General features: G+C 33.1%; 13 protein-coding genes. 8 read left to right on the top strand and 5 right to left on the bottom strand.

What is annotated here, in order from left to right; genetic code table 11:
• Positions 1-36: 36 nt before the first annotated feature.
• From B4G36_RS12155 to B4G36_RS12180, 6 genes are all read left to right on the top strand, one after another.
• Positions 37-507: an Lrp/AsnC family transcriptional regulator gene (locus B4G36_RS12155; RefSeq protein ID WP_038336320.1), complete on the top strand. Its 471-nt coding sequence runs from the start codon at positions 37-39 to the stop codon at positions 505-507.
• Between the two features lie 33 nt (positions 508-540).
• Positions 541-1,242, top strand: coding sequence for an NUDIX hydrolase (locus B4G36_RS12160; protein WP_038336322.1), 702 nt, complete (start codon positions 541-543; stop codon positions 1,240-1,242).
• A gap of 9 nt (positions 1,243-1,251) precedes the next feature.
• Complete coding sequence (locus tag B4G36_RS12165) at positions 1,252-1,734, top strand: hypothetical protein (protein ID WP_291064198.1); 483 nt, start codon at positions 1,252-1,254, stop codon at positions 1,732-1,734.
• A 207-nt stretch (positions 1,735-1,941) separates the two neighbouring features.
• Positions 1,942-3,357 (top strand): L-serine ammonia-lyase, encoded by a 1,416-nt coding sequence (locus B4G36_RS12170; RefSeq protein WP_291064199.1) that lies wholly within the window; start codon positions 1,942-1,944, stop codon positions 3,355-3,357.
• Positions 3,358-3,573: 216 nt separating this feature from the next.
• Positions 3,574-5,511, top strand: coding sequence for a DEAD/DEAH box helicase (locus B4G36_RS12175; RefSeq protein ID WP_244958031.1), 1,938 nt, complete (start codon positions 3,574-3,576; stop codon positions 5,509-5,511).
• A gap of 116 nt (positions 5,512-5,627) precedes the next feature.
• Positions 5,628-7,325 carry an AMP-binding protein gene (locus B4G36_RS12180; RefSeq protein ID WP_291064200.1) on the top strand — a complete coding sequence of 566 codons (1,698 nt, stop codon included), beginning with the start codon at positions 5,628-5,630 and terminating at the stop codon, positions 7,323-7,325.
• 70 nt (positions 7,326-7,395) lie between these two features.
• Here B4G36_RS12180 and B4G36_RS12185 read toward each other — a convergent pair whose 3' ends face one another.
• From B4G36_RS12185 to B4G36_RS12195, 3 genes are all read right to left on the bottom strand, one after another.
• Complete coding sequence (locus B4G36_RS12185; RefSeq protein WP_038336330.1) at positions 7,396-7,722, bottom strand: hypothetical protein; 327 nt, start codon at positions 7,720-7,722, stop codon at positions 7,396-7,398.
• The gene (locus B4G36_RS13970; RefSeq protein ID WP_349676935.1) at positions 7,712-7,936 is read right to left on the bottom strand and encodes a hypothetical protein; all 225 of its coding nucleotides are present in this window, start codon (positions 7,934-7,936) and stop codon (positions 7,712-7,714) included. The genes B4G36_RS12185 and B4G36_RS13970 overlap by 11 nt, the downstream gene beginning before the upstream one ends.
• A 186-nt stretch (positions 7,937-8,122) precedes the next feature.
• Positions 8,123-8,482, bottom strand: a complete 360-nt coding sequence (locus B4G36_RS12195; protein ID WP_291059508.1) for a YtxH domain-containing protein — start codon at positions 8,480-8,482, stop codon at positions 8,123-8,125.
• Between the two features lie 100 nt (positions 8,483-8,582).
• Here B4G36_RS12195 and B4G36_RS12200 point away from each other — a divergent pair, with 100 nt between their 5' ends.
• Together B4G36_RS12200 and murB are read left to right on the top strand one after the other, a co-directional pair.
• Positions 8,583-9,785: a pyridoxal phosphate-dependent aminotransferase gene (locus B4G36_RS12200; protein WP_280036080.1), complete on the top strand. Its 1,203-nt coding sequence runs from the start codon at positions 8,583-8,585 to the stop codon at positions 9,783-9,785.
• A 13-nt stretch (positions 9,786-9,798) separates the two neighbouring features.
• Positions 9,799-10,818, top strand: a complete 1,020-nt coding sequence (gene murB, locus B4G36_RS12205) for a UDP-N-acetylmuramate dehydrogenase (protein ID WP_291064201.1) — start codon at positions 9,799-9,801, stop codon at positions 10,816-10,818.
• Positions 10,819-11,160: 342 nt separating this feature from the next.
• Here the strand turns inward: murB and B4G36_RS12210 are convergent, their stop codons facing one another.
• Both B4G36_RS12210 and B4G36_RS12215 read right to left on the bottom strand, forming a co-directional pair.
• Entirely contained in the window at positions 11,161-11,952 is a 792-nt protein-coding gene (locus B4G36_RS12210) for a cobalamin-binding protein (RefSeq protein ID WP_291064202.1), read from the bottom strand.
• Between the two features lie 97 nt (positions 11,953-12,049).
• Positions 12,050-13,540, bottom strand: a complete 1,491-nt coding sequence (locus B4G36_RS12215; RefSeq protein ID WP_291064203.1) for an aminoacyl-histidine dipeptidase — start codon at positions 13,538-13,540, stop codon at positions 12,050-12,052.
• Positions 13,541-13,707: the final 167 nt, after the last annotated feature.

Here is a 13,707-nt window from a genome sequence, read left to right on the forward strand (position 1 = left end):
TTATTAAAATAATAATAATAATCAAAAATTAGGAAAATGAATTACATAATTGATGATGTTGATAAGAAAATTTTGATGTATTTGATTGACAATACAAGAATGCCATTTACAGAAATTGCAAAGAAAATGAATGTTTCTGCTGGTACTATTCACGTACGTGTCAAGAAATTAGAGGAGGCTGGAATCATCAAAGGAACTACACTAATTACAGATTATGATAAAATGGGTTATCAGTTTGTTGCGTATGTAGGATTGTTACTTACAAAAACAAACAAAACTCAGAAAGTGATAGATGAATTATATAAAATTCCTAACGTAACAGTGGTTCACGTTGTGTCTGGGAAATATAATATTTTCTGTAAAATTCGTGCAAGAGATACTTCTGATGCGAAAGATGTTATCTACAAAATTGATCAAATTGATGATGTATTGAGAACAGAATCTATGATTTCGTTAGAAGAATCTTTTAACGATAAAAATAGATTGATGCATTCAATTTTTCATTAAAAATAAATTTCAATTTATTAATCATCCCACAAAATGACAGACGAAGAAAAAGAAAAATATTTTCAGGTCGCTCTATGTTCAAGTCTCGTACTTTTCGGGTTTGATGGAGAAGATCTCAAAATATTGGTGTACAAAAAACTAAACGATCCTTTCAAAGGAGCATTGGTTTTGCCAGGAAAATATATTGCGCCAACGGTAAGTAACGATCAAGCAATTCACGAATTGTTGATTGAGAAAATTGCTTACGATGAGCATCAAACATATATTGAACAATTGAAAGCTTTTACAAAAGTTTTTCGTAATCCATTAGGACGTGTTGTAAATGTTGCTTATTACGCTTTGGTTAAATTGACACCTCAAATAGAGGAAAAAGTGAAAACACAAGGTGGAGAATGGTATGCTTACGACCGTGTTCCGGATTTGGCTTTTGATCATAATGAGATTGTAAAATATGCAAAAGAGCGTGTAAAACGTCGTGTGAAGCGTCGTCCAGTAGGGTTCAACTTACTTGGAGATGAGTTTACAATTGCGCAATTGCAAAGTTTGTATGAAAAAGCCTTGAATCGTGAGTTGGATAAACGTAACTTTAGAAAGAAAATCTTTAACTCAAATTTAATTATCGAAACAGGTAATACAACAGATCCTAAACAACATCGTAAAGTATCTAAATTGTATCGTTTTGATGAAGAAAAATACGAAAAATTGAGTTTGAAAGGATATGATTTCTTATTTTAAAATAAAGCTATGACAGATCAAAAAGTAGAACAAAATCAAGAACGTGACGATATTTTTGACACAAAAGTTTTAATGTCGGATAATACCAAAACAAAAGATTTGAAACACGAAGGAAACAAAACATCATTCCTTTTCAAGTCAATGATCTTTATAATGGTTTTCTTGATTTTGAGTATTCTTTATCGTGGTTATCAATTATTGGTGACAAATGATTATTTGTTCCGCCAAATGCTGAACGAAGATGCGCCAGAAATGCCAAAATGGTATCCAATTTCGACTCTTGTTTTAGGAGTTATTGCATTGATAGGTATCTTTTTAGTGAAATCTTATAAAAGAATTGGTGTATATATGGTTGTGACATCATTATTTTTGTCAGCAGCAATGCAGCCCGAATTTATGGCAGATGGAACACTTTTTACCATGTTTACATTATTTGTGTTTATAGGTTATGGTTTAGCGATTATCTATCCATATTGGCACAAGTTTAAATAAAAACTTAATAAAGTCTAGAAAAGAGGTTACAATTAGTTGTGACCTCTTTTTTTGATGCTAAATAATTTGTGTTAATATCATTCAATATGAATATTTTAAGCTTATTAATTGTTTAAGTTGATAAAAAAACTGCTTAAATAAAGCGAATATGAGAATTTAACGGCTATATTTGTCTTGTGTGGAAATAATATAAATTAAAAGTACAAAATGGATTGTATTTCAGTATTTGATATGCTCAAAATTGGCGTTGGTCCTTCAAGTTCGCATACTTTAGGTCCTTGGCGCGCTGCAGAAGCTTTTCTGAAAGAATTGGAAGCTGCATCTATCTTTAATAAAATTACTAAAGTTCGTGTAGATTTGTATGGCTCTTTATCGCTTACGGGTAAAGGACATGCAACTGATTATGCAGTAATGTTAGGGCTAAGCGGTGCTGATCCTGAATATATTCCTGTTGATGATATTTCGAATATTATTAATACAATCAATACGAATAAACAATTAAATTTTGGAAATAAATTTTTAATTGATTTTAATCCTGAAACTGATATCGTTTTCAATCGTGAGTTTTTACCTTTTCACGCTAATGGCATGATGTTTACAGCTTTCTATGAGAACGAAGAATTATCTTCTACGTTTTATTCGATAGGAGGAGGGTTTATTACAAAAGAGGACGATAGTGCTACCAATACAGATGTCACTTGTGCTTTTCCATTTTTATTTAATACATCAACAGAGTTATTAGAATTTTGTTCGAAAGAAAATAAATCGATTTCTGAAATCATGTTCGAGAATGAAAAAACAATTCGAACAGAAGATGAAATTCATCACGAATTAATGCGTGTTTGGAATACCATGTTAGAGTGTATGTACATTGGTTGTCATACAGAAGGTATTTTACCAGGCGGACTGAATGTGAAACGTCGTGCTTACGATATGCACAAGAATTTGGTTGGAGCAACACCTTATTCTAATCCACAAGAATGGATTGCTTCAATTCGAAAAACCAAAGTATATTTTCGTCAAATCTTGAAATGGGTAAGTTGTTTTGCTCTTGCTGTTAATGAAGTAAATGCTTCGTTAGGTAGAGTTGTAACAGCTCCTACAAACGGAAGTGCAGGAGTTATTCCAGCAGTTTTGATGTATTATTTGGTGATCGAAAATCATAAAGCTGGTCAAAAAGAGATTGAACAATTCTTAACAACAGCAGGAGTTATTGGTTCTATTTTTAAGAAAGGAGCAACTATTTCTGCGGCAATGGGAGGTTGTCAAGCTGAGATCGGTGTATCTTCGGCTATGGCTGCAGCGGGATTATGCGAATTAATGGGAGGAACTCCTGCGCAAGTAACGATGGCTGCCGAAATTGCAATGGAACATCATTTAGGTTTAACGTGTGATCCGATTGGAGGTTTGGTTCAAATTCCTTGTATCGAACGTAACACAATGGGAGCGATTAAAGCGATAAATGCAGCAGAATTAGCATTGGATACAGATCCGTTGACTGCGAAAGTTCCGTTAGATAAAGTTGTGAATACGATGTGGGAAACTGCAAAAGATATGAATAATAAATACAAAGAAACTTCTGAAGGAGGTTTGGCAGTTGCTGTAAATATTGCAGACTGTTAGTAATTTATTCATTATCAATGAAATAATATTATGTGTATTAATTGTAAGGATTATGAATGTGTGTTGTGTATTTCAAAAATAATCCTTACATTTGCACAGCCTTTTAGAGTTAAGGTACGGATGTTAAAGAATATTCATTTAGGGATTTTTTAGGCTGCTCAGCCATTTAATTTTATTCTTTCATATCTGTTGGTTAAATAATTTAAAATAAAACCGGTGATATGGAATATAAATGAATTTCATTATCTCGGTATCGTATCTAACATGATTACATTCAAAGAATTAGGACTTCAAGAAGAAATCCTAACTGCAATTGAGAAAATGGGCTTCGTTAACCCATCTCCAATCCAAGAAAAAGCTATTCCTCAAATCCTTTCATCAGATCAAGATGTTATTGCATTGGCGCAAACAGGTACAGGAAAAACTGCAGCATTCGGGCTTCCGGTTTTAAATCAATTAGACAGCAATTCAAAATCAGTACAAGCAATTATTTTGTGTCCTACTCGTGAATTATGTTTACAAATTGCAAAAGAATTAGAATCTTTTTCTGCAGATATGCGTGGAGTACGTGTACAGGCAGTTTACGGTGGTGCTGACATCGTTAAACAAATTAGAGGATTAAAAGATAATCCACAAATCGTTGTAGGAACACCAGGTCGTACAATGGACTTAATCAAACGTGGCGCATTAAAAATTAATGACATCACATGGACAGTTTTAGATGAGGCAGATGAGATGTTGAACATGGGATTCCGTGACGAAATCGATTCTATCTTAGAAACAACTCCAGAAGAAAAACAAACTTTATTATTCTCAGCTACAATGCCTTCAGAGGTTCGTCGTATCGCTTCAGAATATATGCACAATCCAGTTGAGATTGCTGTAAGTAAAGTAAATACTGCATCAAAAAATATCGAGCACCACGTTTACTTAGTACGTTCTTCTGATCGTTACTTAGCTTTAAAACGTTTGGCCGATTATTACCCAAATATTTATGGTATCGTTTTCTGTAGAACTCGTCGCGAAGCGAAAGATGTAGCAGATAAATTGATGCAAGATGGTTACAATGCAGACGCATTACACGGAGATTTATCACAATCACAACGTGATCACGTGATGGAGAAATTCCGTAACCAAAACATTCAAATCCTTGTTGCAACAGACGTTGCTGCTCGTGGTATCGACGTAAATGAGTTGACTCACGTAATCAACTTCAATTTACCAGACGATCCAGAAGTTTATGTACACCGTTCAGGACGTACAGGACGTGCGGGTAACAAAGGGATTTCTATCATTATTTCAGGAGGACGTGAAGCGCGTAAAATTAGAGATTTAGAAAAATTAATTGCTTCTAAAATCGAGCCTAAAAACGTACCAACAGGGGCAGAAATCTGTGAAAAACGTTTAATTTCTTTAATCGATAAAATCGAGAATATCGAAGTTGATGAAGAATTAATCGAGCCTTACATGGAAACTGTAAACGAAAAATTGGCAAACTTAGATCGTGACGATTTATTAAAACGTTTCATGACAGTTGAGTTCAATTCTTTCTTAGAATATTACAAAAACACGAAAGATATTTCTTCTGAAGGAGATCGTGGTGATAGAGGAGATCGTTCTTCTAACCGCCGTGGAGGTCGTGATTTCTCTCGTTTCTTTATCAATATTGGTCAAAAACACAACTTACGTGTTCCAAACTTAATTGGTTTAATCAACGAGCAAACTCGTAACCGTAACATCGAAATCGGAAAAATTGAAATTTTACGTAATTTCTCTTTCTTCGAAGTTGATACACAATTCGAATCATTAGTGTTAGAATCTTTCAAAGATGCACAACGTGATGGTGTAGATTTAGATGTTCAAATCTCTAAACCAGAACCAAGACGTGGTGATGGTGAGCGTCGTGGAGGAGATCGTCGTCGTAATGACAGAGGAGGTGATTCTCGCGGACGTGGTTTCAATAGCCGTCGTGATAATGACCGCGAAAGAAGTGGAGGTTATCGTGGTGGAGATCGTGATCGCGGAGGAGACAGAGGTGGATTCCGTGGAGGAGATCGTGACCGTGATTCAAGAGATTCTAGAGGTGGAGATCGTGGTGGTTACCGCGGAGGAGATCGTAATAGAACTGGAAACTCAAGAAGAGGTAGAGATTAATATATTCTCAACAAATAATAACAAAAAGGATGATTTTATTAAATCATCCTTTTTTTATTCATAAAACTTCTGTTTGAATAAATAATTTTTCTATATTTATTCAAAACCACAAATAAATGACAGTACAAGAATTGTTTAACTCTATTCGATTATCCATCGAAGAAGAGAATTATACGCAATTAAAAGAAATTAAAATTTTTAAACCTGAAAAATTCAATTGGGTAAAGGATATTTTCGAACCTTATAATGTTGCTCAATTAGGAACTGAAAAAGGTTTGATTTGGAAGTATAACGAAAAAAGAGAAGATTATACTTTTCAGGATTTAGCCGATAAATACAATCAATTCTTAAACTATTTAAGAAACAAAGGAATTAAACAAGGAGACAAAATGTTTTCTCAAGTTCCATTATTACCGATTACTTGGATTGGTTATTTGGCTTCTATCAAAGGAGGATTAATTATTATTCCAGCCGCAACAACTTTAGAAGCACGTGATTTAACCTTTAGATTCGAATCTTCTTTTCCAGAAGTTGCTTTAGCAGATCAAGCAAATGCATCGAAAATAGATGAAGCCGAAGCAAAATTTGATAAAAAGATTAAGGTAAAATTAATTACAGAAGGCGAGAGAGAAGGTTGGACAAATATCAATGAGTTATGGAAAGAATCTACACAAGCTGAGGCTGAAGATACAAAACCAGACGATGATTTATTCTACTTCTTTACTTCAGGAACAACAGGAATGCCTAAAGTTGTGGTGCATACACATTACACTTATCCGCTTGGAGGCTTCACGACATCTTCTTGGGTAGGAATGAAAAAAGGCGATTTACATTACAATATTTCTCAACCAGGTTGGGCGAAATTCTTTTGGAGTAGTTTCTTTGCTCCGTGGAATATGGGTGCGACAATTTTGGGTTATCATGCAGATAAATTTGTTCCGAAAGAACAATTACAAACTATTCAGGATTTGGGTGTAACAACTTTTTGCGCGCCGCCAACAGCTTTGCGTGTATTGATTTTAGAAGATTTGAAAAGTTATGATTTCAAACTTCGTCAATGTGTTGCTGCTGGTGAACCTCTTAATCCAGAAATTATCGATGTTTGGAAAGAAGGTACAGGAATTACGATTCGTGATGGTTATGGACAATCAGAGTCTACTGCGATGATAGCGAATTTACCAAATGAGAAAATCAAATACGGATCGATGGGTAAACCTGCGTTTTTATACGATATTGTGATTGCAGATGATGATGGAAATATTGTACAAGATTGCGAAGAAGGAAATATTTGTGTTGTGCATAATGAAGAAACCATCAACGGAATTTTCAAAACTTATTTGATTCAGAAAGATAAAATGGCGAAAGTTTTCAAACATGGATTATATTATACTGGAGACAAAGCTTATAAGGACGAAGACGGCTATGTTTGGTTTGTTGGGCGTGATGATGATGTGATAAAAGCCTCTGATTTCCGTGTAGGACCATTCGAAGTAGAAAGTGCTTTATTGGAGCATGATTCCATTATGGAAGCTGCAGTTGTCGCTAGTCCGCACGATTTACGCAGTAATGCTGTAAAAGCTTTTGTGATTTTAGCGCCTGGTCATAAAGCGTCGGAAGAATTAGCGAAAGATATTTTTAGATATACAGAAGAGCATTTAGCACGTTATAAAATTCCGCGTATTGTGCAGTTTGTGGAGAGTTTACCAAAAACAATTTCAGGAAAAATACGTCGTGTGGAATTGCGAAACCAAGAAGCTGTCGATAAAAAGAATAAAACGATTTTACCAAACGAATATTTTCACGAAAAATATTAGTCGAGCTTAAAATTAACACACAAAAAAAAACCACTTCAAACGAAGTGGTTTTTTTTATTATCAAATAATTTTATAATTTTTCTTCTATGTATTCCTGAATTTTACTCGTAATAATTGGAACCGCTATCATAATCAATCCAGAAATTACAATTTTTGTAATTCCTTTCATTGGATATTTTTTTGAAGCTTTATCTCCAGCCCAATTTAATGCACTTTCAACTTTAGAAGAAGTGAAACTTGTATCAGATTTTAAATTTGTTACAAGACTTACTGCTTTGTTTACAAATGAATTATCGTGCTTATTTTCAGCAACTTTCATTTGCAATTTTAGTTTACGCTTTGCCATTCGCAAATCGTCTAAATTTTTTATCGCAGATATTTGTTCTTTATTCTTCATCGTCGTCTTCATCATCGTGGTTAGACATGGCTTCCATAGCGTTTTCTACGGCAATATTTGTCAAGAAAAGTTTTAATTTCTTTCTAAATAAAATAGAAAGAACCATCATTAAGAAATAAATTCCAGTTACAGTAAGAAAACCTAATCCTATATCATTAAAATAACCTCCTAAAATAAATCCTAATGCTAAACTTCCTAATAATAATATAAACAAAGAAAATACAGCAATAATTAATATATAAATACCGCTCGCCAGCATGTTGCTCAGCGAATCTACGAGATCATATTTTGCTAAAGTTATTCTATTATTAATATAAACTTTTAGTTCATTAAACATAAAATTGATTTATTTAAGACAAAGTTAATTATAAATTTTAAGGAATGTTGTGTTTCGAAGAAATTAAACTCCTACGTTTTCTTGAAACTCGTCTTTTAAATCTTCTTTTGTTTGGTTTGCTTTAGATTTTAAATCTTTTCCAGCTTCTTTTGCTTTAGAAACAAACTCATCTTTTTGCTCAACTAATTTTGATTTTACTTCATCTAGTTTAGCTTCTAATTCTTTTTTCGTTTTTTTCGCTTTATCAGAAAAATCATTCGCGTATTTGTCTAGCTCTTTTTTGTATTTGTCAGCTTCTTTTTTTAATTTTTTGCGAGTGTCTTTCCCTGATTCTGGTGCATATAATAAACCTACTACTGCTCCGATTGCTGTTCCGATTGCTAAACCTGCTAATAATTTAGTTGCATTATTTAATTTACTCATAATAAAGTTTTTTTTGAGATTAAACGTTTTTTATATTTACACTTTAAAATTACAAAAACAATACCAAAGAATTCAAATCAAATTTAAAAAATTACAATAAATGTTAATATTATCTGAAAAATCACAAAATATGCCAGCTTCTCCAATCAGAAAGTTGGTGCCATACGCAGATGCAGCGAAAAAAAGAGGAACGAAAGTTTATCACTTAAATATTGGACAACCTGATATTGAGTCGCCAAAAGCTGTTTTAGAAGGATTGAAAAATTTTCCTTCAAACATTATTTCTTATACGCACTCAGAAGGAACGTTGGAATATCGTCAGGCTTTGGCAGATTATTTTACAAATCGCGGAATTGAATTAACGCCAGAAAATTTTATTGCAACATTAGGAGGTTCGGAAGCTTTATTATTTATTTTCGGAATTATTGCAAATCCAGGAGATGAAATTATTATTCCAGAACCTTTTTATGCAAATTATAATGGATTTACATGTGAAAACGATGTAAATATTGTTCCAGTTCCATCTACAATCGAAAATAATTTTGCTTTACCATCTGTTGAGGAGTTTGCAAAAAAAATTACAGATAAAACACGTGCGATTTTAATTTGTAATCCAGGAAATCCAACAGGTTATGTATATTCGAAAGAAGAATTAAATCAATTAAAAGATTTGGTTTTAGAGCATGATATATATTTAATTGCGGATGAAGTTTATGCAGAATATTTATATACAGAAGAAGAATTTACATCTGTTTTAAGTTTCCCAGAACTGAAAGATAATGCAATTGTAATTGATTCTGAATCGAAACGTTTTTCTTTATGTGGAGCACGTTCTGGAGCTTTGATTACACGTAACGAGAAATTCTTAAAAGCTGCGATGTTATATGCTCAAGCGCGTTTAAGTCCAGTTGAAATTTCTCAGTACATTGCAACATTAGCACACAGAAACGTAGGAACTTATTTTGAAGATTGTCGTACAGAATATTTAAAACGTCGCAACACTTTGGTAAAAGGTTTACAACAAATTCCAGGTGTTGTTTGTCCAAATCCAAAAGGAGCATTTTATTGTATGATTCAATTACCTGTAGATAGTGCAGAAAAATTTGCAATCTGGTTATTAGAATCTTTCTCATCAAATGGAGAAACAGTAATGTTGGCACCAGGAGCAGGATTTTATTCAACTCCAAATTCAGGAATTCAAGAAGTTCGTTTGGCTTATGTTTTGAAAGAAGAAGATTTGGTTCGTTCTGTCGAAATTTTGAAAGAAGCTTTAGAACAATATCCAGGAACAATTAGATCATAAGAAAAATACGAAGATGGAAATCATCGAAAATTATTCATTAAAATTATATAACACATTTGGAATAGAAGCGAAAGCAAAATATTTTGCTGATGTTGCAACTATTCAAGATTTGCGAAAAGTTTTGGTTTTTCGTCGTCAAAAAGATTTACCTATTTTATTTATAGGAGGAGGAAGTAATATGCTTTTTGTAGACGATTTCCCTGGAATTGTGTTAAAACTGAATTTGAAAGGAATCGAAATTATCAATGAAGATGATGATTTTGTGTATGTAAAAGCGCAAGGAAGCGAGAATTGGCACAATTTTGTTGAATGGACGTTGCAAAATGATTTCGGAGGATTAGAAAATCTTTCGTTGATTCCTGGAAATGTTGGTACTGCACCGATGCAAAATATTGGTGCGTATGGCGTAGAAGTAAAAGATTATATCGAAGAAGTTCAGACATTAGTTTTAGAAACGGGAGATGAGCGTAATTTTACAAATGAAGAATGTCATTTTGGTTACCGTGAATCTGTTTTCAAAAATGAATTGAGAGGTCAATATGTCTTGGTGGCAGTTACGTTTAAACTGACAAAGAAAAATCACAAACTTCATGTGGAATATGGTGCAATAAAATCTGAATTGGAAAAGGAGCAAATTTTTGATCCAACGATTCAAGAAATTAGTGCAGCTGTGATCAAAATTCGTCAAAGTAAATTACCAGATCCTTCGCAAATAGGGAATTCGGGAAGTTTCTTTAAAAATCCTGTGATTTCGAATGAAGAATTTGCTGAGATTGAAAAACTTCATCCAGAAATTTCTCATTACAAAACTGATTTAGGTGTAAAATTAGCTGCTGGTTGGTTAATAGAACACGCAGGTTGGAAAGGAAAACGTTTTGGAGATGCGGGAGTTCACGACAAACAAGCTTTGGTCTTGGTGAATTATGGAAATGCAACAGGACGCGAAATATATGATTTGTCTGAACGAATTATAGAAGATGTGAAAGCCAAATATGGCGTAACATTGGTTAGAGAAGTCAATATTATACAATAAATTAAATCCCGCTTTCGGCGGGATTTTTTTTTATTCTTCTTTATTAATTTTTAATTTAGAAATACCAAGAATTAATGTAATTGCGAAAACTATGTATAAAAGTTTTTCGAGAATATTTGTAACTATATTTAGTTCATAAATTGAAACACCAAAATATTCTTTTATAGCCAATCTTATTATTGATAATAGTAATATAGAAATTGTTATGAAAATTAGATAATTACTAAAAATTATTTTTTTCTGTGAGCAACAATAGAAATAATTAATAATAAAATATCGAATTCAAAGTGAAGGGCTAAAATTACTTTAGTATACAAAATAAAAAAATCCGGATCCATATATTTATTTATAATTTGTAATAATCTCCACAATTTTATCCAAACCATCGGTTAAAGCAGCAGGACCAGGTTGTAAAATCAATTCAGATTTTATTTCGTATAACTGATTTTGTTGAACAGCTTTTACAGTTTCGAAACCAATTCGTTGTTTTACTTTTTCGGGTTTGAACATTTTACCACACCACGAACCGATAATAATTTCTGGATTTCGTTCTATTACTTGTTCGTCTAACAAAATGCGATCTTTTGCCAAAGCTTTATTTTTGAGTTCTGGAAAAGCTAATTTTCCACCAGCAATTTCAATCAAATCATTTACCCAAGCACTTCCCGAAATAATTGGCTCGTCCCATTCTTCAAAAAAAACGGTTGGATGATAGGGAAGGAGAGCAGCTTGTTGTTTTACTTCTTCGAGTTTCTTTTCGTAAGATTCGACTAATTTTAAGCCTTTTTCTTGGCAGCCAATCAATGACGTAAATTGTAAAATCATGTTTAAAATTTCATCAACTGTTCGATGATTAAAAATAAAAACATTAATTCCTCTTCTAATTAATTCTGCTGCTATATCAGCTTGCAAATCCGAATATCCTACAACCAAATCTGGCTTCAAATTGAAAATATCTTCAAATTTTGCATCTAAAAAAGTTGAAACTTTAGGTTTTTCTTTTCGTGCTTGTGGCGGACGATATGTAAATCCACTAATTCCTACTAAACGATGTTGTTCGTTAATATTATACAGAATTTCGGTTCCTTCTTCGGTTAAGCAAACAATGCGTTGAGGATATCGATTTGATGACATTTAATTATGATTAATAATAACTAAAATTAAGATTAAAATATGTAAAATAAAAAGACCACTTGCAAAAGTGGTCTTTAGATTAAGTTTTCAGCTTAAATTATATATTTTTTGAATTTGCACAGCTGTAATCAACTAGACCATCGTTTGGAATATCTTTTAAAATATCCAATAAATAATCCCAGAATTTTTGAACTGAAGCAATTTCTACTTTTTCGTCAGGAGAGTGAGCGCCAGAGATATTTGGACCGAAAGAGATCATATCCAAACCTGGGTAATTTGTTCCAATAATTCCACATTCTAAACCAGCGTGACATGCCACAACTTTTGGTTCTTCTCCGAATTTTGAAACATAAATACCTTTCATCAATTCTAAAATTTCTGAATGAGTATTTGCTTTCCAACCAGGGTAAGATCCAGAGAATTTAACATCGAAACCACCTAATTCGAAACCAGCTTTTAATGTTTGTGCTAATGCTTCTTTACCAGATTCTATAGAAGAACGAGTCAAACATAAAACACGAGCGTTTCCGTCAATAACTTCTACGCGAGCCACATTGTTAGACGTTTCTACTAAACCTTCAACATCTGGACTCATTCTGTAAACACCATTGAAAGCTGCCATAATTGTTTGAACAAAAACTTTAGAATCTTGTGCTGACATTGCTGAAGTCGCATCAGTTGGTTCTAATGTAATCACCATTTTAGGTTCTTTCGTTTCGTATTCTTCAATAATTTCTGCGCGTAAAGTTTCGTAAGACGCTTTGAAAGCATCCACTTTATCTGTAGGAATTACAATGTTTGCCCAAGATTCGCGAGGAATGGCGTTGCGTAAACTTCCACCTTCCATATGAGCGATTTGTAAGCCAAATTCAGTTGCAGCATTTAATAAACGAGCAATCAATTTGTTCGAATTTCCTAAACCTTCGTGAATTTGCATTCCAGAGTGTCCACCGTTCAAACCTTTTAATGTTAAGGTAAAAGCAGTTCCGTTAGTAGCTTCTACCGTATAAGATTTTGTTGCCGTTACATCAACTCCACCAGCACAACCAATGTCTAATTCGTCATCTTCTTCTGTATCTAAATTCAACAAGATTTTACCAGATAAGAATCCAGCTTTCAAACCTAAAGCACCAGTCATTCCAGTTTCTTCGTCAATCGTGAAAAACGCTTCAATAGCTGGATGAGGAATTTCTTTCGATTCTAAAATTGACATAATTGTCGCAACTCCAATTCCGTTATCAGCACCTAAAGTTGTTCCATTTGCCGTAACAAATTTTCCATCTTCAATCAACATTTCAATTCCTTGTGTCTCAAAATCGAATGTAACATCATTATTTTTTTGACAAACCATATCCAAATGCGATTGCATCACCACTTTTTTACGGTCTTCCATTCCTGGATAAGCTGCTTTTTTGATCAAAACATTTCCTACTTCGTCCGTTTCGACAGGTAAACCTAAGTCTTCACCAAATTTGATGATAAACTGACGAACTTTTTCTTCTTTTTTAGAAGGTCTTGGAACTGAGTTCAATGCTGAAAAGTTTTTCCAGATTGCTTTTGGTTCCAAATTAAGAATATCGTTATTCATTGTTTGTTTTTTTATTGTTCCTCAAAGTTACGGAATTGCAACAATATAGTTTTTAAAAAAATGATGATATTAAACTTACATGTGTAAGTATCTAGAGTTAATTACTTTTTGCTTTTCTCATTTAATTCAGATAACAATTCATTATTCTGTAATCTTCCCCTTGTTAA

It is taken from the genome of Empedobacter sp. UBA3239 (assembly GCF_002362875.1).
In the GTDB taxonomy this organism is placed as follows: Bacteria; Bacteroidota; Bacteroidia; order Flavobacteriales; family Weeksellaceae; genus Empedobacter; species Empedobacter falsenii_B.

Coding starts and splice junctions, on each gene's coding strand:
- B4G36_RS12155 (WP_038336320.1), top strand. CDS start 37: ATGAATTACATAATTGATGATGTTGATAAGAAAATTTTGATGTATTTG.
- B4G36_RS12160 (WP_038336322.1), top strand. CDS start 541: ATGACAGACGAAGAAAAAGAAAAATATTTTCAGGTCGCTCTATGTTCA.
- B4G36_RS12165 (WP_291064198.1), top strand. CDS start 1,252: ATGACAGATCAAAAAGTAGAACAAAATCAAGAACGTGACGATATTTTT.
- B4G36_RS12170 (WP_291064199.1), top strand. CDS start 1,942: ATGGATTGTATTTCAGTATTTGATATGCTCAAAATTGGCGTTGGTCCT.
- B4G36_RS12180 (WP_291064200.1), top strand. CDS start 5,628: ATGACAGTACAAGAATTGTTTAACTCTATTCGATTATCCATCGAAGAA.
- B4G36_RS12185 (WP_038336330.1), bottom strand. CDS start 7,722: ATGAAGAATAAAGAACAAATATCTGCGATAAAAAATTTAGACGATTTG.
- B4G36_RS12195 (WP_291059508.1), bottom strand. CDS start 8,482: ATGAGTAAATTAAATAATGCAACTAAATTATTAGCAGGTTTAGCAATC.
- B4G36_RS12200 (WP_280036080.1), top strand. CDS start 8,583: ATGTTAATATTATCTGAAAAATCACAAAATATGCCAGCTTCTCCAATC.
- murB (WP_291064201.1), top strand. CDS start 9,799: ATGGAAATCATCGAAAATTATTCATTAAAATTATATAACACATTTGGA.
- B4G36_RS12210 (WP_291064202.1), bottom strand. CDS start 11,952: ATGTCATCAAATCGATATCCTCAACGCATTGTTTGCTTAACCGAAGAA.
- B4G36_RS12215 (WP_291064203.1), bottom strand. CDS start 13,540: ATGAATAACGATATTCTTAATTTGGAACCAAAAGCAATCTGGAAAAAC.